Raw genomic sequence first — 22035 nt, 5'->3', positions numbered from 1 at the left:
GTTATTACTCAGTGGTATTACAAGTACAAACAAGCACCTACGAAGCTAAAACCCAAGAAATTGCTAAACAACTTCTAGCCGCAACGCAGGAAAATCGTTCATTTTTTTCTTCCCTGCGGGATCAAATGCGTTGGGATGATAAATTACTAGCTTGGGCAATGAGTAACCCTGGCTTGCGGGTGCAACTATTTCGCTTTATAGATACGTTACCAGCTTTGCACAGCAAATCAGAAATTGCCTCACATTTACAAGAATATTTAGGCGATGAATCTGTAGAATTGCCGACAGCTTTGAAGGGAATGCTAAACTTTGCTAACCCCGACTCGATGCCTGGACAAGTTGCTGCTACAACGGTTGGTACAGCGGTTGAGACACTTGCCCATAAATATATTTCTGGGGAAAATATCAAACAAGTCATCAAAACAGTTGAACGACTGCGAAAAGAAAAAATGGCTTTTACCATCGATTTACTTGGTGAAGCCGTAATTACCGAAGCCGAAGCGCAGTCTTATCTAGAACGCTATCTAGAATTAATGCAACAATTGGTGGAAGCATCGAAGAATTGGGCAGTTATTCCGGCGATTGATGAGGCTGATGGCGAACCGATACCAAAAGTTCAGGTTTCTGTGAAATTAACGGCCTTTTATTCCCAATTTGACCCGTTAGATGCTAAAGGTAGTGAGGAGCGAGTTAGCGATCGCATTCGGATTCTCTTACGTCGTGCTAAAGAATTAGGGGCAGCTGTGCATTTTGATATGGAACAGTATGCCTATAAGGATATAACTCTCAGTATTCTGAAAAAACTCTTACTAGAAGAAGAATTTCGGCAACGCACAGATATTGGCATGACAATTCAAGCATATCTGCGTGATAGCGAACAAGATGCCAAAGACGTAATTTCTTGGTTGAAAGAACGCGGTTATCCCCTGACAATCCGCTTGGTGAAAGGCGCATATTGGGATCAAGAAACCATCAAAGCAGCGCAGAAGCATTGGCCACAGCCAGTTTACAACGACAAAGCCGCAACTGATGCTAACTTTGAAACTATCACTCAATTGTTGTTAGAAAATCATCAATATGTCTATTCTGCCATTGGTAGCCATAATGTGCGATCGCACTCTCGCGCCATTGCCATCGCTGAAAGTTTAAATGTCCCCCGCCGTCGCTTTGAGTTGCAAGTCCTCTACGGTATGGGTGATAAAGTTGCCAAGGCTTTGGTTGATAAAGGTTATCGGGTGAGAGTTTACTGTCCCTACGGTGAATTATTACCTGGGATGGCCTATTTAATTCGCCGATTGTTGGAAAATACCGCTAATAGTTCTTTTTTACGCCAAAATCTCGAAAATCGACCGATTGAAGAGTTATTAGCAGCGCCGATTGTCAAAGAAGAAAAAAACTCTTTAACTCCTAACCCTTCGGCAGGCTCAGGGCATCGCTCCTCACTCCTAACTCCTCACTCTCATTTCTCTGGTGCTGCTGATACCGATTACGCCGAGGAAGAAGTGAGAAAGAAGGCGGCGCAAGCTTTCCAAAGCGTTCGTCAACAATTGGGTAAAACTTATTTACCACTGATTAATGGCGAGTATGTTAATCCACCGGAATTTGTTGATTCTCTGAATCCTTCTAAGTTCAGTGAGGTAATTGGTAAAGTTGGGTTAATTAGCGTTGAACAAGCAGAACAGGCGATGCAAGCTGCGAAAGCGGCGTTTCCTGGGTGGAAGAAAACACCAGCTAAACAACGCGCTGATATTTTGCGGAAAGCGGGTGATTTGATGGAACTCCGCCGCGCTGAATTTTCAGCTTGGATAGTTTTAGAAGTTGGAAAACCAGTTAAGGAAGCTGATGCAGAGGTTTCGGAAGCGATAGACTTTTGTCGGTACTACGCTGATGAGATAGAACGGTTAGACGAAGGTGTGAATTATGACATACCTGGCGAAACTAACCATTATATCTACCAGCCACGAGGAATTGCTGTAGTGATTTCTCCTTGGAATTTTCCGCTAGCGATCGCTTGTGGAATGACTGTTGCAGCTTTGGTTTCGGGCAATTGTACTCTCCTCAAGCCTGCGGAAACATCTTCTGTAATTGCAGCGAAACTCACAGAAATCTTGATAGACGCTGGTTTTCCCAAAGGTGTATTTCAATACGTACCTGGGAAGGGTTCGCAAGTCGGCGCTTATTTGGTAAATCATCCAGATACTCATGTAATTGCTTTTACGGGTTCCCAGGAAGTTGGCTGTAGAATTTACGCAGAGGCGGCAACGCTGAAACCCGGACAGAAACACATGAAACGCGTGATTGCGGAAATGGGCGGAAAGAATGCCATTATCGTTGATGAAAGTGCTGATTTAGACCAAGCTGTTGTGGGAGTAGTGCAGTCGGCATTTGGTTATAGTGGCCAGAAATGTTCGGCTTGTTCGCGGGTGATTGTGCTGGAACCGATTTATGATGCCTTTGTGCAACGATTGGTGGAAGCCACAAAATCCTTGAACATTGGGGAAGCAGAGTTACCGAGTACACAAGTTGGGCCAGTAATTGATGCTAATGCCCGCGATCGCATTCGCGAGTATATTGAGAAGGGTAAGGCAGAAGCAGAAGTGGCGTTGGAATTACCAGCACCCGAACAAGGCTACTTTATCGGCCCAGTCATCTTTAGTGAAGTATCGCCAAATGCGGTAATTTCCCAGGAAGAAATTTTTGGCCCTGTGCTGGCGGTAATTCGGGTGAAAGATTTCCAGGAAGCTTTAGCAGTCGCCAACGGTACAAACTACGCTTTAACTGGCGGACTTTATTCTAGAACACCTTCGCACATTCAGCAGGCGCAGACAGAATTTGAAGTTGGGAATTTGTACATCAACCGCAATATTACCGGAGCGATCGTTGGACGGCAACCCTTTGGTGGATTCAAACTTTCGGGAGTAGGTTCTAAAGCAGGGGGCCCTGACTACTTACTGCAATTTTTAGAACCGCGCGCGGTGACAGAAAATATTCAACGTCAAGGTTTTGCACCAATTGAAGGAGCAGATTAAACTTAAACCTTTCCCTGATTGGTCGCGGCAGGAAGCAGTGTTTCGACACAACGACCGGCTCAGTGCATCGCTACGCTCAACAACTGGGCAGTATTCCAACTGAGCCTCCTGCCTCTCTTATTAAATTACAATAGGTCGTAACATCAAACAGAGTTTAATGAGTAATTTAGTTGTAAAATTTGCTGAATTACCTAAAGATTTTCCGGCAATTTAAGTAATTAGAAAATCAGTTTTTAAAGAAGAACAAGGGGTAGATCCCGCTTGATAATTTAATGGCAAAGATGAAATATCCGATCGCCTAATTGCTTATTTAAATGTGGAAGCTGTAAGTATTGCTAGAATCAGATATTTAGATGAGAATATTTTATGAGCAATTAACTAAAATATTTCATTAAAATTGACTCTAGCTGGACTATACGAATTGGCTTGATCAGGTAGTCATCACAACTACCTGGTACCATGGCGATTTCCTCCTCTAAAGGTTCGCTAAAGCTCATCATCACAATCGGTAAATGTTCCCGATAAGGCTCTTTTCTCAGGATATTCAGCAAATTCCAGATATGAACATCTTTTACTAACTGCAAATCAAAAAAAACTAAATCTGGTTGGAAGCTTTGCAACTGTTTCAAAAAGTCGTTACCATTATCTATCCACTTGACTTGGTAGCCAATTGTGTGGAGATAATCTTGCAATACTGTTGCTGTGTTTTCCTCTTCTTCTACAAGCAAAATAGTTTTATTTGTGGAGATGCCTAAAGAAGAGGAGGACGAGGTTAAGTTTGCTTCCACTTCTATCTCATCGAGATGATTTGTCTCATCTTCCCCATGTTCCGGATGCTCTGGATTTGGTAGAAACAGAATGAACTGACTGCCCTTTCCTAAAGTTGATGTCACGGTAACATCTCCACCATGTAAACGGGCTAATTTCCGCGTCAAAGCTAAACCTAAACCAGTGCCTTCATACTGCCGATTTAACCGACTGTCAAGCTGTTTAAACGGTTCAAATAAAAATTGAAACTGACTTGAGTCTATACCAATACCAGTATCTGAAACTGTAAACGTTATCCCTTGTGGCACTTTTTTGACTACCAGGGATACTTCGCCTGCTGGGGTGAATTTAATCGCATTAGTAAGCAAGTTGAGTAGCATTTGCTTGATGCGCCGCTCATCAGCAATGCAAATATCAGCTTCTTGGTCAATTTCATGTGTGAGTTGCAATCCCTTTTCTGAGGCGCGATCGCGCACTGTCCAGATAGCATAATTACATATATCTACCACTGACAAAGATGATAGTAACAGATCCTCTTTACCTGCTTCTACTTTAGATAAGTCAAGGATATCGTTAATCACTGCCAGTAGATGTTCGCCACTACTATATATACAACTTACATATTCGTTCTGCTTTTCATTTAGAGAGCCAACTATTTCTTGTTGCAATAACTGTGACAAACCCATAATCGCATTCAGAGGTGTCCGCAACTCATGGCTCATGGTTGCTAAAAATTCAGTTTTTGCTCGATTGGCAGCTTCTGCTGCTTCTTGAGAGGCACGTAGTTTCAACTCTGTTTGCTTACGTTCAGTAATATCCTCAATCATCGCTAGAAAAAACTCAGGTTTACCATTGCTGCCTGGTATAACAGAAACAGAGATATGAGTCCAAAGTAAGTTACCATTTTGATGCTGGCAGCATCTTTCTATCTCAATACGATGTCTTTCGACAAGCTGTTTCTGATGTTTGGATGGTTGCAAACCGTCCCTCGAAGTTTTCTTTAAGTCTGTGCGAATTCCTGACATCAGTTGTTTGTAAAGTTTTAAATCCTCCTTTTCTATGGAAATGTAATCTGTAAAGCACTTGCCGTATAACTCTTCTCGGCTGTATCCTAAAATCTCGCATAGTGCCAGATTAGTATCAACTATCTGCCCTTTCATATCTATCAGACCAATGCCGATAGAGGAACGCTCAAAAATCGCCCGAAATTGTGTCTCACTCTGTCGCAGTGCTTCTTGTACGACGTTTCGCTCGCTCGCTTCTATAGCCAGTGTCACAAAATCTGCAATTGAGCCAGCAAAACTCTCTTCTTCTAAAGTCCATTGGCGACCTTCACCTATGTGTTCGTGACACACTACGCCTACCAAATGACCCTCTAGCCAAATTGGTGCGTCTAGTATAGATGTGATGCCCAAAACTGAAAGATAAGACTCGGATAATTCTTGGGTTCTGGGATCGTTTCTGGCATCATCTGCGGCAATAGTACGCTCCTCTTCTAAAGCCTGGAAATAAGCAGGAAAATTTGTTTTTAAAAGCGAGTTCCCAAAGGTATGCTTCTTTGTCCTGACATCATACAAATCAATGCATTCAATTTTTGAACGTTCTTCATTATATAACCATACTCCAACTCGCTCTACTAACAGCGTCTGAGCAGCAGTTTCTGTAATTTCCCTCAACACCGCATTGAGATTACCTTGCTGAAATGTCTTGCTTCTTGCCAGTTGCACCAGCATCTGGCTTTGTTTTCGCCGACTATTTTCTCTGATTCGTAAAGCCTCTTGGGCCTGGTTGTGCTCTGTTATATTTCTAGCTGACACTACCTGCATTAGTTGCCCTCAAGAAGAAATAATTTGGACTTGCAGTTCTACGGAAAAAGTAGAACTGTCTTTGTATAACTACAATTACTTGCTATGGTTTTTCATAACCGGAAAGTATAATTTTTCTAACTAAATTTTATGATTCTGGCTAATTAGTTATAAGCTAGATTTTGCTGATTACTTCTGTTACTTCATACCAATAATTTTTGCCAGGGGGTAATTAGCATTTCTAGTAATTTCACGATTAAGTAATTTTACTATCAAGTAGTATAAGTAGTATAGTATTTTTTATTTGAAACTGGGGAGTGCTAAAGACTTTTCCCAATACCCAATCCCTAGTACAATTTCTTGCTTAGTATTGATTAGCAAAATACCCTTGATTCTCCTAGAGAAAGATACTTAATGGCTCAAATTCTGCCAAACTTAAGGTAACGGCAGCTTTTGCGGAGGTGGAGCGATGACAGATAGTGATGTAAGAATTGTTTCCCTGATTCCCGGTGGAACGGAGATTTTAGCGACACTAGGGTTAGTTAATGCTATTGTGGGGCGATCGCACGAATGCGATTACCCTCCAGAAATCCTCAATCGCCCCATTTGTACCCAAGCACGTTTAAACAGTGATGCCTCCAGCAGCCAAATTCACGACGACGTGAACAGTTTATTGCAATCTGCTCTGAGCATTTATGAAATCAAAACAGATGTTTTAGAGCAATTGCAGCCTACCCACATTCTCACTCAAGACCAGTGCGATGTTTGTGCTGTCAGCTTACACGATGTTGAAAAGGCAGTTGCTACACTAATTGATAGTAAACCTCAGATTATTTCTTTACAACCCAATATTCTCCAGGATGTTTGGGCTGACATTGAACGAGTCAGCAACATCTTTGGCGTAGACTCAGTAAAAGTCTTAGAAAATTTAGAAGCTCGCGTCAAAATCTGCCAGCAAAAAATCCAAGGACTTTCTTTAGATGAACTGCCTACTGTCGCTTGTATCGAGTGGACCGATCCTTTGATGATCGCCGCTAATTGGATTCCTGAATTAGTTAACTTAGCAGGAGGACAGTCTTTGTTTTGCGCTACAGGTCAGCCTTCTCCAATCTTGCCTTGGGAAACACTAGTAACAACTAATCCCGATATAATTATTTTTATGCCTTGTGGCTTTGATTTAAACCGCACTCGCAAAGAAGCCAATTTATTAACTCAACGTCCAGAGTGGGAAAAACTACATGCTACCGAAACTGGTAGAGTCTACATTACCGACGGCAATTCTTATTTCAATCGTCCAGGGCCGCGACTGGTAGATTCTCTAGAAATTTTGGCAGAAATTTTGCATCCAGAAATTTTTCAATACGGCTACAAAGGAACTGCTTGGGAACGTTTGTAAAAAAGAATTCAGAACTCAGGAGCGGAGCCGGAGACTCCGAAAGCTCCGGTCAGAATTCAGTATGAATTCAAGTCAGGCTGAGTGAGATTGGTTTAAAACCTTGACGCGTTCCAATCGCCCACAAAGACTAATTCTGATTCCTGGATTCTGAATTCTGAATTCTTGTTCAAGGTGTTTGTTCAGAATCTGCCGATGGTTCATTGTTAAATAACAGCAGACGTGCAGCAAGAATGGCAAATCCTACAGCCGCGATCGCTTTTAAAACCCGTGTAGGTAATAATTCGGCTACTGCACCCCCTGCTAACGATCCCAACAGGCTTGTCAACAGCAATGCGCCTGCTGCACCGAAAAATACTGCACGTGGAGAATTAGAACGTCCTGAAAGTGCGATCGCTGCTAGCTGACTTTTGTCACCCAATTCTGATAAAAAAACCGTAATAAAGCTCAGTCCTAAAAGATGCCAATCCATATAATTAAGGGAAAGTAGGGTATTTTACTAATGACCAACGATCTTGTAGAGACGCGATTAATCGCGTCTCTACTAACTAATGACTAGTAAATACATCCCAAAATAGCATTAGAGAAATTACCAATAACATCACGCCGGCTGATTTTTCTACAGTTTTTGGGCTGAGTCGGCTGGCTATCCAACTACCTAAAAGTACACCTAATAAGCTGGTGGTTATTAGGGCTGCCGCCGAGCCGATAAATACCACCCACGGCGAATGAGATTGTGCGCTCATTAACAAAGTGGATAGCTGAGTTTTATCTCCAATTTCTGCTAGAAAAATGGTTACAAAAGTCGTACCAAAAACTACTAGCGCTGATTGCTGCTTTTGAGGACTATCGGCAATTACAGGCCGAACCGGAGCGATCGCAGGAGTTAAGTTAAAATCATTGCTGTCTTCCAGTTCTAGCTCGATCTCAGTGTGAGATATGCCAGAAATCTCCAAAGGTGCAGAATCAAGTTTCACAAGCAGTAGTTTTGGTTGCTAGGGTGTTTTCATATTTCTATCATTTTCTCAGATTTTTGTCATAAATTGCAATCTCACACAAAAAAAGCAGGGTTGGATGTCAAAGGCCAACAGCTTGGTCGAAGCGTAGTATTTCTAAACTGCGATCGCCATAAACTCCTTCTATTTGCTGGCGACAGCAGTCAATAGCAAAATCGTTAACTTCTTCTGGTTCAATCCCATACATATCTTGAAACACTTCTGATTCCACACGGCAGAAACGCGGACGATTGGGGTAGATGCGACATTCTCGCGTGGTATGGTCGAAATTAACGCACCATCCCCCTTCGCCTACCATGCTGAGGTAGAGTTCTAGTTCTGGTGGAGAGAGGTACTCTTCCAAGTCTGGACGCTCTGCTGGATCGAGATTACAACAGGCTCCACATTGCTTTACACATTGCCAAGTTGACATTTTGGATTAGGGATTGAAGAAGGGAATAGGGGACAGGGAATAGGGTACAGATTATTTCCTGTCACCTCTCCCTTAATCCCAATGCCCTTATTTTACGTTTTTATATCTTTTCTTATAATTTTGTTAAGTAAATTAAATCTAACAGTCCATAGCCATATATGATCGATTTCGGGTTTTCTAATTTAAGTTATTGAATTTTTTAAGACTATTGGCAGGAGAAAAGGAAAAATGTTTGACGCTGTGTCTGACTTGTTTAACGCTTTTACCAGTATCAATTGGGAAGTTATTTTCCAATTGTTGTCCGTGGCGCTCATCGTGATTGCTGGCCCAGCAGTAATTTTTGTGCTGGCATTTCGCAACGGCAACCTATAAGAGTGCTGAGTGCTGACTAAGGAGTTAACAGTTAAGAGTTAGGAGTGAGAAGTTAATTAAGAATTCATAACTCATAACTCATAACTCAGCACTCAGTACTGATAACGCCTGAAGGGCAGCTTGGATAATATTGTCATACTGTGGTTGAGAAATATTAACTTCTTTAGCGTTTTGACGATTAGTGCCCAGCAAACCAATTATATGTCCTGGCTGGATAACTAAGACTTTACCTTCAGAATTTCTAATTCTTAATTCTGCTTCAATACCGTTTTTATAGAAACCACAAGTATATTGTCGCTGGTTGTATTCAAATGTGGTGCTTGACTGGATAGGTGGCGAAGCAAAAAATTGTTGAATCGGAATTGGCAGTCTGACTCCTATCAACTCTAGCTCAATGCTAGTGTTACCGTTAAAGTAATTTTCTCGCAATTTATAAGCGATATCCACTCGCGATGGGAGGTGGAAATAGTCGCCCCAACGCCAAGCGATCGCTTTAATTCTATATTCCTGATTCTCAACAGTTTGGGCAACTGTCAGTTTGATGTGACCCTTACCAACAATTTTTTGCTCAACCACTTGAACATTAGGTGTCCAGAAAACTGGATCGGGGTTGTCCATACCGCAGGGATGTAGAGCATTAAGCTGTTGATAAAGCTGTTGATTGATGTGATTGAGGTTGACTTCGGCATCAATTTTCAGCAGAGGCTTGAGATGCTGGGGTTCAAGACACTGATTAGCAAACTCAATCAAACGCGATCGCAACATCTGTAAATTCTCTGCTGGTAGAGAGAATCCCCCGGCTGCTTTGTGTCCGCCAAATTTGCCCAGTAAATCGTGACAATATTCCAAAGCTTCAAATACATGAAACTCTGGAATTGAGCGTGCAGAACCGCGTATATGTCCCTCATCCTCATAAGTCCCAATAAATACAGGAACCCCGTAGCGTTCTACCAAACGAGAGGCGACGATACCAATAACGCCGTGATGCCAATTGGGTTGAACAACAATTAATACACGATCTTTATGTAGAGACGGAATTTGTTGCGTCTCTACATAAGCGATCGCTTCTTGTTCAATTTGCTGACACATCTCCTGGCGAGAGGCATTGACTTGTTCGCATTGCATTGCTCTTTCCAGCGCCACCCCCATATCATCTGTAGTCAGCAATTCAATCACAGTCTGGGGATTACCAATCCGACCAATAGCATTAATTCGCGGCCCCAAGCGAAACCCAATATCTTCAGGCTTGAGCGATTTGGGATTTGAGGAGTTAGGAGTGAGGAGTAAGGAGTTAGGAATATTAAATTCTTTCTTCCCATCTCCCCCTGCTTTTTCATCTCCCCTGGCCTGCACGCCACCCACCTGAATTAACGCTTGGATTCCAGGTAAGTGGGATTTGGGTAAATGTTGTAAACCACGTTTTACCCAACGGCGATTTACACCAGTTAAAGGGGCTAAATCTGCGATCGTTCCCAGTGTAAACAGTGCTAGCATCGGCTGGATCAAGCCCTTAGCCTGGCCTAGCTGTTGTGCTAGAGAAACTGCCAAAATGTAAGCAACACCAACACCAGCAACACCCCGATAAGGCGAGGATTCTGCTATCAATTTAGGGTTGAGGATAGCGTTAGCTGGCGGTAATTTTTGGGGGATATCATGATGATCGGTGATAATCACTGCTAAACCAAGTTCTCTAGCTCTAGCAACTGGTTCAAACGCAGAGATACCATTATCTACAGTCAGAATTAATCCCACACCTTCACTGTGAAATTCTTCAACTATGCGTTTATTAATACCGTAACCTTCGTGCATCCGGCTGGGGATAGCATAATCTACTTGTGCGCCTAAAGTGCGAAGACTACGCAAAAGTAGAGCAGTGCTGGTCATTCCATCAGCATCGTAATCACCACAAATAGCAATTTTTGTTTGAGAAGCGATCGCATTTTCCAACAATTCCAAACTTATCGCCAAATCTGGGAAATCTTCTAACGGCGAAGGTAAGATTAAAGACTCTGGATTTAAAAATGCTTGTACCTGTTCTGGTGTTTCGATCCCCCGATTAATCAATAACTGGCTGATAATGGGTGAAATATTTGTCAAAATCGCCAGATTTTGGGCAAATTCTGGTTTTTGTGGATAAATTTGCCAGCGCTGATCGGGTAAGCGCCTGCGAGGCTTTGATAGTTCAGATACAGCTTGGTCTAGCACAATACAAATTAGGAGTTAGGAGTAGAGACGCGATTAATCGCGTCTGTACAAGAGTTAGGAGTAGAGACGCGATTAATCGCGTCTGTTTTTAATTGAAAGTTGTTTCTTAACTCATAACTCATAACATTAATTTGCTATCTAAAACACGTTTATCTTACCATCATCCATAATATATAACGAGCGATCGCCAGGAGAGCGCCAAGTCGGACGGAGTTCTAGCCGCAATGTGCCAAAGTTAAGTTTCGAGACAATTGCTTGCAGTGATAAACCCTTTTCGCTCCAAAATATCAGAGATGTATTTGGCTCAGTACCTTCTATTTGTCCTAAATTTAATTTCTGCCCTGGACTCAAGGATATTGCATCAGTCCCGGAGGGTTTTTGAATTTTAATCAGATTAGGTGTGCTATTTACAACTTCAACTCGGATATGTTGCCCAGGAGTAAACTGAATTGGGTGCGACCCACACTTAGAGGCACAAGTTCGAGCTAAGGTAGCATTGGGATTATTGATTGATGCAACTAGAATAGTAGTTGCAACTAAAGCAAATGACAGAGGCTTAAACATAATACATAGTATAAGTACTTGATTTAAATACTACTTTGTTTAGGATTTTCAAGCCTCAGTGTATTTTCCAGAATTACTTTGCTAATTCCCAGTTATTAAATTACTAATTATTTTTTATAAACATCTCCTGTCGCACAAATGGTGTAAACTTCGATGTCTTTGGAATCAATATCGACTGTAAAAATAATTCTGTTATAGGACTAGTATTTGATTTCTGAAAAACTCCCTACATCTGAAGAGACATCATGGCTATTAGTAGAAGTATCGATGTTGAAGAGTTGTTGCAACTTTATGCGGCAGGGGAGAGAGATTTCTCCTTCATTAACATTGAGGGATCTGATGAATTGTATCGAGCCAATTTGAGCGGAATCAATTTAAGTAACTCGTCCGTTGGCGAGATTTTTATGGAGGGGAGCAATCTGAGTGAAGCTAACCTCAAAGGCGCTCAGTTGGGACAAACTTGTTTGCGAAACACCAACTTGCGAGGGGCTGATCTGACTAGTGCTGATCTCAGATACGCTAACCTTGATGGTGCTGATTTGACCGATGCCAACTTAACTAACGCTTGTCTGCGAAACGTTGTCATGCGGGGTGCAAATTTGACTGATGCTGACTTGACTGGTGCTGAGATTGAGTTTATTCAGGAGATGGTTAAAGATTCTATTTTTTGTAGAACCATCATGCCAGATGGCAGTATTTACAATGGAACTATTTAAATAAATTATTAGTTTATTCATCGTTATTAAGACTCAAAACCTCTCTCCTTCCCAATCGGTCATATTGATTACTTCATCCTTAGCATCATCTGAAGGTACACCAAATTCGGCTTCAAGTTCGCGTTGCTCATCATCACTTATGTAAGGAATAAAAATTTGGCAGAGGCGAAGTCTTTCTTCTTGCAGAACTTCACGCATAGTTTCTTTAATCAATGCTTTTAATTCTTGAATTTCCACTGTATGCCTTTTATTTATGGTTAGATGTGTGTATATATTATTTAGTCTCAGCTTGTACGGGGGTAATTTGCGCGAAAATAGCAAGCTGCAAAAGTTCGGGAAGCTTTTTCTAAGGAATAGCTCCTTTGCAAGTATTGATATACAGTTGTATAAATTCCAATAGATAGAAGTATTTATTAAGGGGACATTGAGTTGACTAGATTTAGATGAAAGGGAAAAGTTTTGATAACAGTCTTTCACAACTGAACTTGACTTTTACCTTTCCCCTTCTACTGTGATGCCTCTTTAGCCAAAGCGTCCACTGATATAATCTTCAGCTTCTTTGGTTTGAGGAGAACTGAACATTTGAGCTGTAGGATTAAACTCAACTAATTTGCCACGACGTTTGCCATGCTCGTCAATTTCTGTATTGAAGAAAGCCGTGTAATCTGCCACTCTAGAAGCTTGCTGCATATTATGTGTCACCATGATGATGGTGTATTGCTCCTTAAGTTCTAAGCAGAGTTCTTCTACTTGGCGGCTAGAAATTGGGTCGAGAGCAGAACATGGTTCATCCATTAATAATACATCAGGCTTCATAGCGATCGCACGCGCAATACAAAGTCGTTGTTGTTGTCCGCCAGATAATGCAGTTCCCTTCTCTTTGAGTTTATCTTTGACTTCATCCCAAATAGCAGCGCGTCTGAGAGAATCTTCCACCAATTCATCAATGTTACCTTTGTAACCGTTAGCCCGCGGCCCAAAGGAAATATTTTCGTATATTGACTTGGGGAAAGGATTCGGTCTTTGAAAAACCATTCCCACTTGGCGGCGTAATTTTACAGAATTGATCTTAGGATCGTAAATATTGCGATCGCGATAATTCAGTCTACCCTCAACTTTAGCTCCAGGGATTAAATCATTCATCCGATTGAAGCAACGCAGTAAGGTACTTTTACCACATCCTGAAGGCCCAATAAAAGCAATAATTTGTTTATCAGGAATCTTTATATAGACATCTAAAAGTGCTAGAAATCCACCGTAATAGACCTTTACACCTTCAACATTGAATACACCATTATCTTGGTCGATTGTGGCACTATCTGATTTACTTCTACTATTGCTATAAGTCATTTGGTTGAACTCCAATATCTGTGAATCTATCCAAATTAGATATTTAATTACCTAATTTATTGAGAAGCGTTGTCGAATATAAATTGCAACACCATTTAAAGCTAAAATCAAGATTAACAACGCAATAATTGTGGCTGCTGCTGCACTAGCAAAACCCGGTTCAGGACGAGTTATATAACTGTAAATTTGAATGGGTAATGCCATAAATCTTTGAAACAAACCAGGGTTAAAGGTGAGAAAACCCACAGCACCGACAACAATCAGAGAAGCTGCATCACCTATAGCGCGCGATACAGAGATAATCACCCCTGTCAGAATACCGGGAACAGCATAAGGTATGACATGATTGCTAATAGTTCGCCATTTTGTGACACCTAATCCGTAAGAAGCATTTCTCAGAGAATCTGGAACAGAGCGAATTGCTTCTCTAGCCGTCACAATAATTACTGGTAAAGACAACAAAGATAAAGTCAATGCACCGGAAATCAAAGCGGGGCCAAACCCAAGCAAATAATTGAAAACCCCTAAACCCAGCAATCCATAAACGATAGAAGGTACACCCGCCAAATTACTGATATTAATTTCAATAATCGCTGTCCACCAAGCTTTAGGTGCATACTCTTCTAGATATAAAGCTGCTCCGACACCAATAGGGACAGTAACTAAAATCACAACCAACCCTAAAAGAATGCTGCTGATAATTGCAGGGCGGATGCCACCTTGGTCAGGAAAACGAGAAGGAGTTTCTGTGAGAAAGCCGGGTGATAAAAATCTGCCTAATCCGTCTTTCAAAATATCAAAAAGTAGCAACGCTAGGACAAATAAACCAATCAGCAATCCTAACAAAAAAAGTACTTCAAATACTTTACCTAATGTCTCTCTACTTTCAACATTATCGGTAAATTCTGCCGCAGAATCGAGAGAATCATCTTGTTGATAACTTGTAGCCATATCTATTTAGTCGTATTTTTCTTTAAAGCGATTAGCAATCCAGAAACTCACAATATTCAAAGCAAGGGTAAGTAGAAATAAAACAGCACCTACAGCATATAATGTTTTGAAATTAAGGCTACCGCGCGGACTATCTCCACCAGAGATTTGTGCCATGTAGGCTGTCATTGTTTCTACTGATTCTGCAAAGTTGATAGTTAGTCTTGGTTGCTGTCCGGCGGCGATAAGGACAGTCATTGTTTCACCCACAGCTCGAGAAATACCCAAAATAATCGAGGCGATGATTCCAGAAAGTGCGGCTGGTAGAACTACTTTAAAAATGGTTTCCAGTTTAGTGATACCTAAAGCATAAGATCCTTCTCGCAAAGAACGTGGAACTGCTCGGATGGCATCTAAGCTGATAGAACCAACGGTAGGAGTAATCATTATCCCCATCATTAATCCCGCACTCATAGCGTTGAATATTTCCAGAGGGATAACATTTCGCAGTAATGGTGTTATGAACAACAGGGCAAAGTAACCATATACTACTGTAGGTACTCCTGCCAAAAGTTCCACTGCTGGACGTAAAATAGCTGCTACTTTGGGTTGAGCATACTCACTTAAATAAATCGCAGAAGACAAACCTAGAGGAATAGCAACCGCCATTGCAATAGCTGTAGTTAAAAAAGTGCCATTAATTAAGGGCCAAATGCCAAAATGTTTCTCTGCAAATAGAGGTGTCCATTTAGTATCAAGAAAGAATTTGGCAAAGGAAACTTCTTGGAAAAAACTGAATGTCTCCTGAAAAATAATTACAACAATACCAAAAGTAGTCAAAACCGAAACTAAAGCACAAGCAAATAAAATTACCGCAACAATCTTTTCAGATATATCTTCAGATGGATTTTTATCTAGTGACTGTCTGGATTGTAGATAAAGACCATCTTGAGAATTAGTATTTTGCATAAACAATTAACTTCTCACTAAAATTAAACTACTATGCTTGAGACTTTATTTAAATAAAGTTTGTGATCGGTTCACCTGGTTTTGCTTTTTTAAACTTTGTCCCAGTTTCACCAGTAGCAAATTTTTGTTTGACTTTGAGGTAAGCTTCATCAGGTAATGCTACATAACCTACACTATCTACCCACTTCCAAGAATTTTCTAGATAAAAATCTACAAATTCTTTGACTGCTGGCTTTGTATCTAAAGATTTTTTGCTGACATAGATGAACAGAGGACGAGACAAAGGTGTATAGATATTTTTAATTACATTATCCACTGGAACTGGTTTTTCACACTTTCCAGTAAGACTTTCTACAGCAACTAGATTCAGTTTTTCTTGATTTTGAATGTAGTAAGATATGCCAACATAACCCAAGGCTGTTACATCACCTGACACTCCTTGTACGAGAAGGTTTTGATTTTGAGTGGCAGTGTAGTCTGTACGGCCATTCTTGGCTTTGCCAGTCACAGCTTGAGTCATATAATCGAATGTTCCCGTATCAGAAGATGGAGCATATAGCTTCAGCTTTTCGTTAGGAAACTTGGGATTAACTTGATTCCATGTCAATATTTTGCCGTCTGATTTGCCGCCCCAAATCTTACCTAGTTCATTAATAGTTAGACATTTGGCAAAGTTATTTTTACGGTTGGCAATCACGGCGATGCCATCTAAAGCTATAGGCAACTCGACAAATTGAATATTCTTACTTTTACATTTTTTGATTTCTTCATCTCTAATGGTGCGAGAAGCACCAGCTATATCAATATCGCCATTACAAAATTTACTGAAACCACCACCAGTACCACTTGAGGCAACGCTAACTTGAGCTTCAGACTTAACTTTACCGTATTCTTCTGCAACTGCTAAAGAAATCGGAAAGCCTACAGCTGCACCATCAATACTCACTTGACTTTTCAATTCTTGCCCGCCGTTACAAGCACTGATACTGCTGGCAATAAGCATTAAAGATGTTAGGAAAAAGCTATCCTTAAATCGGCTACAAAAGCTCATAAAATTATTAATTTAAGTAAAATGACTGTGAATTGCTTATGCTTGGCTATCTGCAAATAAAGAATGCTGCATTAAAAAATACATATCATGCTTTGTTTGCAGCTTGCACTTTGTCAAAAATTGCTCCATCTCCAAAAAACTTTTTCTGAATAATATCCCAGCCACCTAAATCTTGAGATGTGAATAAAGTTTTAATTGGCGGATGTGGTGATGCTACTTCTTGGCTAACGGTGGGATTAACAGGACGATATTGTAATTTGGCAAATTCCCGTTGAGCTTCTGTTGAGTAAAGAAAATCAACAAATGCTTGTGCAACTTCTCTTGTACTGTGTTTATCGACGTTTTTATCAACTACCGCCACAGGATTATCAATAGAAATATTGACTTGAGGTACAACATAAGGCAACTTCGTCCCATTTTGTCCTGCCAAAATTACCTCATTTTCGTAGTTAATTAAAACATCTCCCTCACCTTTTTGGAAGAATAAATTGCTAGCCTCACGGGCATCTTTCGTTAAAGTCGGGGTATTCTTATAAACTTTGGTGACATAATCTAACGCTGTGGCTTCATCACCACCTGTTAGACTCACCGAACCCCAAAAAGCTAAGAATTCCCAGATAGCAATACCAGAAGTTTTTGGGTTAGCGGCAATCACTTTCACGCCATCTTTTGCTAAGTCTGCCCAAGTATTGATACCTTTAGGATTGCCTTCACGGGTGACGATCGCAGCAACCGATTTACTAACAATACCATTTCTCGGAGCTTCGGTTTCCCAACCTGATTTAATCAAACCTGCTTGTTGAATTTTGCTGACATCCGGGGGAAGTGCCAAATGTACTATATCTGCTTCTTGCGAACCGTTAATGACAGCAGCCGCTTGAGCGCCAGAACCCCCATAACTTTGCTCAAATGTAACGTTCTGGTTGTGTTCTTGCTTCCACTTTTCGATAAATTTGGGAATTATCTGGTCATGAGCGGCTTTGGTGACAGAGAAAGATACAAGTTTTAGCTTAACATCATTTTTGCTAGCTGAACTGCTTCCAGAACAGGAGGCAACTGCTATACTCAAAAAAATACTTGTTAAAAACAGACTCACAAAGCTTTGTACACTGCGTCCATTCAACCAACTTTTAATTGCGTGTTGATACCGGAGTTGTAGACTCTGCAAAGCTTTCATGACATAAGCCTGTATCCCTTCGCTTAGAAATTTACTTAACTGTGTCGGTTGTTGCGACTTGCTCATTAGAATCACCCCTAAATCTACGGTATTTCTACATGCATACCGTGATTAGGAGAATTATAGGGTATATAGAATAATATTTATCATTTGAATTAAATTTTTTTTACTCAATGAGCAATTAACGATCAAAAGTAGCAAATAAATCTGATTTACCAAGGCATTTCAGAAGACAGTTTTTTTGCTGGATAGCAAAACAATCTGATTGCATACATAATATTTGCTGAAAAGATGTGATTATTAATACAAAAAAATATTGAAAGAGCGATCGCCTCTATTGTGAGAATATATAATCAGGCGATCGCTTACTTGTAGAAATACTTATACAGCTTTTTTGCTACTCTAACCAGTTCTCTAATTGCAAATTAGGTATATTTTCAAAATCTTTGATATTGTTTGTAACCAAAATATCATTACGAGAACGGACAACAGCAGCAATTAGTGCATCCACTTCTCCTGTTGGTCTACCAATTTGCCTCAATTCACTTTGGATTTTACCAAATTGTCTGGCAGCATCTATATCAAATGGCTCAATAGGTAATAGTTCAGTTAGTTGTGCTAGTGTTTCTAAATTTTTTTCAACTTGTTTAGAACAGTAAACACCTTTGTAAAGTTCTGAAACTACTATTGTAGATAGATAGCATTGGCTGAAATAGCGATTGAATACAGGTATTACTTTGGAATTACCGTTAAGCAGTGCAATACAAATGTTAGTATCTAAGAGATACATTAGTCTTTATTCTATTTATCTATTGAGTTTATTACCCTTCCTTGGTAAGCATGACGCTGCTGGTTAATTTCAGCAAAAATATCTATCAACTCTGTTTGATCTTGCCAAATTCCAAATAATTGATTCAATTTTGTTAGTTTCTGTTCATCTGTTAAGTGTAGTTTTGCTACTACAGGTTCAGTAGCAGGTAGTTCTAGATTAACGATTATTTCTGCCCCATCAGGAATATTGTGAATTTGCTCTAATAATTCAATAGTTTGGCCACGTTTGATTCCTCTAATTTGCATTATCTGCTTACTCCTGTAATCTTTACTATTCAAATCTTAGATATTTTCTCATTACTTAATCTTAACTGATTAACTGATGTAGCGTAGACGCGTAGCTATTGGTCGCCAGACATCGCCCCTATTGTGAGAATATATAATCGGGCGATAAGATTTAAGTACCCACCAATTGAGTCAGGCGTTTCAATATACGTAGCACGTCGTACAATTCATTTCCAGGGTTACGCATCAAAAAACCCTTTGATAAAGCATAACGTGGTGGATTTCCTTTCACTAATTTAACAAAAATAAACTCGCTTCCCGTAGCAATCATACCAAAACTAGGTTGCTCATTATTCCGATTTCCTAACAGATAAGCAAGAATTTGTGCGAGTCCTTGTTCGACTGAAAACGAAGCTCTTTTAGACTCAATAATCATTAGCCAAAACTGCTCTTTTAAAACTAAGGTATCTATTCTACTTTTGATAATTACATCTTCATCTGGCACAGCAATATCTATAGATTCTTCTGATTTTACATAAAAGGTCGCTAGATAAAAATCTCCAATAAAAAGCAATGGGTCTACAACTGCCATTCTAACTACATCTTCTAGTAAAGGTGGGTAATTAAGAAGATTAAAATAACCCGTTTTTACCTTATCTAAAAGTTGTTTATCTAAATCATTAATTTCTGGTAAATCTTCTTGCCATTCCCAAAATAATGAGCCATCCAAAACTAACTCAATACCAAAGTTATCAATTAAATAACGTAAGTCGATGGTCTTTGCTGGGATTGTTTGCGTCATATATTTTGGAGAGTGGAAAATAGGGCTTACACAAAATACCTCTATAACTCTGATTTCTCCGTGCCCTTTGCGTCTAGAGGAGTTCGTTATTCTATAAAAATTGTTAATTACGAATTACGAATTACGAATTACGAATTACGAATTATTTTATCCTACTCATTAGTTGCTGCTTCCAGCCAAACTTCCACTTCATCTGCTAGCAACTTTTGTGCTGCATCCATCATTGAAGTTGCGATATCTTTAAGGTCTTCGCGATTGTTCAAGTAAGTTTTCAACGCTTCCATTGGGTCGATGCTGCTACTCGCACTCAATTCAGGAATTCGGGGTCTGGCTAATTGACTCACTAATTCTGCTTGAATAGTGTAGGTATGAGCGAGACTTAAAGCAGTATGTAAAGAAGAACTGTCAATTAAATCCATCTGTTCAGAGCGGAGTTTGTAAATTAGCCGCACTACAGCATCTTGAATATCATACTTGGCGATCGCTTTCATTAACACCGCTTGCGGATCGTCTGCTTTTGAGACATCAACTTCAATGGTGCGGAAAGTCCGAACTGTTAAAGGGCAAAATTCCCACTCAACGCTTCCCCGCTCCAGTTCTATCATCACATAGCCTTTGTCTTCTTTTTCTTCACTAAAATCTACCCGCTCAATACTCCCTGGATAAATCACCGGCGGGTTGTTAGATTTATTCAGATTTTGGTGGCGGTGGACGTGTCCCAATGCTACATAATCAAAACAAGGTCGCGTCAGCAAAGATAAGGGCAGAGTAAAGCCTTTACCCACCGCTAAAAATCTTTCTGCACCCAAGCTAGCATTGTCAGCCATCAAGTGAGCCAAAAGGATAGTAGGTACATCTGGGTCAAGACGGCGAACTTCCCCTTCTAAAACAACTCGCAGACGTTCCGTTAATAGTTGGTTGACTTCCGCTAAAGATAAACCTTCAGTCTCTTGGCGAGTCATCAAAGTCGAACGAGTCAGCCAAGGCAGGGTGATTACTTGCACTTTGCCATTACGGGTTTCGATACAGTGCGTAGTTAATGTATCACCAACTACAAACCCTGGCACTCCCAAAGTGCGGTAAATATTTAAACTCGCTCCTCCCTGTCCTTGGGAATGTTGGTCGTGGTTGCCTACCAACAGCACTGTCGGAATATTAGCATCCATCAGACGGCGAAATTGGCTAGCAAACGCTTGTTGTACATAAGGCGGTGGTGTGGCATCCGGGAAAGCATCGCCACCAAATATCACCATATCAACGGCATCTGTCAGCGCTCGGTCAATACATATAGATAGAGTATTGACAAAATCCTCCAACCGTGTATTTAATCCCGTTTCTGGATTAATTCGTCCGTGGGAAAAGCCGCTTCCCATGTGGATATCGGAGAGATGGAGGATTTTAATCATATTTGTCCTTTGTTCTTAGTCATTTGTCCTTTGTCTAATACTAATTACAAATGACTAAATGAGTCCTTAACCGTTTGTCCTTTGTCATTTTTGACTAATGACTAATGACAAATGACCAATGACTAAATATGAATTCCACATTCTGTTTTATCACTTCCCCGCCAACGTCCGGCGCGTTCGTCTTCGCCTTCACCTACTTTGGTGGTGATGGGTTGGTCGCCGATGCTGGGATAACCTTGGTCGTGAAGGGGGTTGTAGATGACTCCATGTTCAGCCACATAAACCCAGCTGTCTTGACGTGTCCAAGTAGCGATGGGATTTACTTTCAGCCGACCTTTATTATCAAATTCAAATATGGGCATATTTGCACGGGTTACTGCTTGGTCGCGGCGGCGTCCAGTAATCCAAGCAACGCTGTTGAGTTCGTCTAAACCCCGTAATAATGGTTCAATTTTTGTAATATTGTGGAATTGGGCAATGTCTTTGTCCCAGAGTTTGTCGCCATATTTGGTTTCAAAGGCTTCGCGGGTGTCTACATCTGGAGTTTTGAAAGTTTGCAAATCCAGGTTGTAGATTTGTTTGGCTTTGGCAACTAATTCTAGGCTTTCAGGGAAGTGGTGCAAAGTGTCGAGAAAGATCACAGGAACGGGATGCTTCAGTTCGCTGTAAAGAATATGGGTAATTATCATGTCATCCACGTTAAAGGCGCTTGTTTGCACCAGTCCCGTTGGGATATTCTCTATAGACCATGCCAGTATGTCTTTGGGACTGGCAGTTTCAAATTGCTCATTTAATTTTTCTAAGTCAAAAGCGATCGCTTGGTTTCTAGATGCCGTGGAGACTGTCATGATAATCTTCTATTCAAATATTTCTACCTTGATTAATATCGATCTTACTGCATCAAGACACGTATTCCGCTCGGAGATAAGGTAATTATTTTGGGTGGAAATTACTACATTTTGAAAATGGGGAATGGGACAAGAAAATAACTACGCTATTTACTTGATATAAATT

General features: G+C 40.5%; 21 protein-coding genes. 4 read left to right on the top strand and 17 right to left on the bottom strand.

Translation table 11 applies throughout. The annotated features are described in order from the left end of the window. The first annotated feature begins 11 nt into the window (after positions 1-11). Complete coding sequence (pruA, locus tag RM368_RS17685; protein ID WP_322695265.1) at positions 12-3029, top strand: L-glutamate gamma-semialdehyde dehydrogenase; 3018 nt, start codon at positions 12-14, stop codon at positions 3027-3029. A 374-nt stretch (positions 3030-3403) separates the two neighbouring features. Here pruA and RM368_RS17680 read toward each other — a convergent pair whose 3' ends face one another. Beyond that, on the bottom strand, positions 3404-5623 hold the full coding sequence (locus tag RM368_RS17680) for an ATP-binding protein (protein WP_322695264.1): 2220 nt from the start codon (positions 5621-5623) through the stop codon (positions 3404-3406). Positions 5624-6071: 448 nt separating this feature from the next. Here RM368_RS17680 and RM368_RS17675 point away from each other — a divergent pair, with 448 nt between their 5' ends. After that, positions 6072-6998 (top strand): cobalamin-binding protein, encoded by a 927-nt coding sequence (locus RM368_RS17675; protein ID WP_322695263.1) that lies wholly within the window; start codon positions 6072-6074, stop codon positions 6996-6998. 166 nt (positions 6999-7164) lie between these two features. On the opposite strand, the gene RM368_RS17670 is transcribed toward RM368_RS17675, so the two are convergent. The 3 genes from RM368_RS17670 to RM368_RS17660 form a co-directional block, all read right to left on the bottom strand. Beyond that, complete coding sequence (locus tag RM368_RS17670) at positions 7165-7467, bottom strand: TMEM165/GDT1 family protein (protein WP_099100177.1); 303 nt, start codon at positions 7465-7467, stop codon at positions 7165-7167. A gap of 76 nt (positions 7468-7543) precedes the next feature. Then, positions 7544-7972, bottom strand: coding sequence for a TMEM165/GDT1 family protein (locus RM368_RS17665; RefSeq protein WP_322695262.1), 429 nt, complete (start codon positions 7970-7972; stop codon positions 7544-7546). 100 nt (positions 7973-8072) lie between these two features. After that, complete coding sequence (locus RM368_RS17660; RefSeq protein ID WP_322695261.1) at positions 8073-8423, bottom strand: YkgJ family cysteine cluster protein; 351 nt, start codon at positions 8421-8423, stop codon at positions 8073-8075. A gap of 228 nt (positions 8424-8651) precedes the next feature. Between RM368_RS17660 and psb30 the strand changes: the two genes are divergently transcribed. After that, a complete protein-coding gene (psb30, locus tag RM368_RS17655; protein ID WP_069068686.1) occupies positions 8652-8795 on the top strand; it encodes a photosystem II reaction center protein Ycf12/Psb30 in 144 nt (47 codons plus the stop codon). Positions 8796-8873: 78 nt separating this feature from the next. On the opposite strand, the gene RM368_RS17650 is transcribed toward psb30, so the two are convergent. Together RM368_RS17650 and RM368_RS17645 are read right to left on the bottom strand one after the other, a co-directional pair. Continuing rightward, positions 8874-11000, bottom strand: coding sequence for a single-stranded-DNA-specific exonuclease RecJ (locus tag RM368_RS17650; RefSeq protein ID WP_322695260.1), 2127 nt, complete (start codon positions 10998-11000; stop codon positions 8874-8876). Between the two features lie 138 nt (positions 11001-11138). Further along, positions 11139-11564: a hypothetical protein gene (locus tag RM368_RS17645; protein WP_322695259.1), complete on the bottom strand. Its 426-nt coding sequence runs from the start codon at positions 11562-11564 to the stop codon at positions 11139-11141. 245 nt (positions 11565-11809) lie between these two features. On the opposite strand from RM368_RS17645, the gene RM368_RS17640 reads away from it, so the two are divergent. Further along, complete coding sequence (locus tag RM368_RS17640) at positions 11810-12280, top strand: pentapeptide repeat-containing protein (RefSeq protein ID WP_322695258.1); 471 nt, start codon at positions 11810-11812, stop codon at positions 12278-12280. A gap of 33 nt (positions 12281-12313) precedes the next feature. On the opposite strand, the gene RM368_RS17635 is transcribed toward RM368_RS17640, so the two are convergent. From RM368_RS17635 to cysH, 11 genes are all read right to left on the bottom strand, one after another. Then, the gene (locus RM368_RS17635; protein WP_322695257.1) at positions 12314-12517 is read right to left on the bottom strand and encodes a hypothetical protein; all 204 of its coding nucleotides are present in this window, start codon (positions 12515-12517) and stop codon (positions 12314-12316) included. 285 nt (positions 12518-12802) lie between these two features. Further along, positions 12803-13630 carry a phosphate ABC transporter ATP-binding protein PstB gene (gene pstB, locus RM368_RS17630; RefSeq protein WP_322695256.1) on the bottom strand — a complete coding sequence of 276 codons (828 nt, stop codon included), beginning with the start codon at positions 13628-13630 and terminating at the stop codon, positions 12803-12805. 51 nt (positions 13631-13681) lie between these two features. Next, positions 13682-14581, bottom strand: coding sequence for a phosphate ABC transporter permease PstA (gene pstA, locus RM368_RS17625; protein ID WP_322695255.1), 900 nt, complete (start codon positions 14579-14581; stop codon positions 13682-13684). A 6-nt stretch (positions 14582-14587) separates the two neighbouring features. Continuing rightward, positions 14588-15529 (bottom strand): phosphate ABC transporter permease subunit PstC, encoded by a 942-nt coding sequence (gene pstC / locus RM368_RS17620; protein WP_322695254.1) that lies wholly within the window; start codon positions 15527-15529, stop codon positions 14588-14590. A 49-nt stretch (positions 15530-15578) separates the two neighbouring features. After that, the gene (locus RM368_RS17615; RefSeq protein WP_322695253.1) at positions 15579-16580 is read right to left on the bottom strand and encodes a PstS family phosphate ABC transporter substrate-binding protein; all 1002 of its coding nucleotides are present in this window, start codon (positions 16578-16580) and stop codon (positions 15579-15581) included. 85 nt (positions 16581-16665) lie between these two features. Beyond that, positions 16666-17823 (bottom strand): sulfate ABC transporter substrate-binding protein, encoded by a 1158-nt coding sequence (locus RM368_RS17610; protein ID WP_322695252.1) that lies wholly within the window; start codon positions 17821-17823, stop codon positions 16666-16668. 331 nt (positions 17824-18154) lie between these two features. Further along, positions 18155-18547: a type II toxin-antitoxin system VapC family toxin gene (locus RM368_RS17605; protein WP_322695251.1), complete on the bottom strand. Its 393-nt coding sequence runs from the start codon at positions 18545-18547 to the stop codon at positions 18155-18157. Positions 18548-18558: 11 nt separating this feature from the next. Further along, the gene (locus RM368_RS17600) at positions 18559-18834 is read right to left on the bottom strand and encodes a hypothetical protein (RefSeq protein ID WP_322695250.1); all 276 of its coding nucleotides are present in this window, start codon (positions 18832-18834) and stop codon (positions 18559-18561) included. 151 nt (positions 18835-18985) lie between these two features. Then, complete coding sequence (locus RM368_RS17595; protein ID WP_322695249.1) at positions 18986-19615, bottom strand: restriction endonuclease subunit R; 630 nt, start codon at positions 19613-19615, stop codon at positions 18986-18988. Positions 19616-19767: 152 nt separating this feature from the next. Next, positions 19768-21021 (bottom strand): exonuclease SbcCD subunit D, encoded by a 1254-nt coding sequence (locus RM368_RS17590; protein WP_322695248.1) that lies wholly within the window; start codon positions 21019-21021, stop codon positions 19768-19770. Positions 21022-21143: 122 nt separating this feature from the next. Then, a complete protein-coding gene (gene cysH, locus RM368_RS17585) occupies positions 21144-21869 on the bottom strand; it encodes a phosphoadenosine phosphosulfate reductase (RefSeq protein ID WP_322695247.1) in 726 nt (241 codons plus the stop codon). Between the last annotated feature and the right edge of the window lie 166 nt (positions 21870-22035).

The sequence above is a fragment of the Nostoc sp. DedSLP03 genome (assembly GCF_034530815.1).
Lineage (GTDB): Bacteria > Cyanobacteriota > Cyanobacteriia > Cyanobacteriales > Nostocaceae > Nostoc.
The sequence above is the reverse complement of the archived record's forward strand: the minus strand, read 5'-3'. Positions and strand labels throughout refer to the sequence as shown.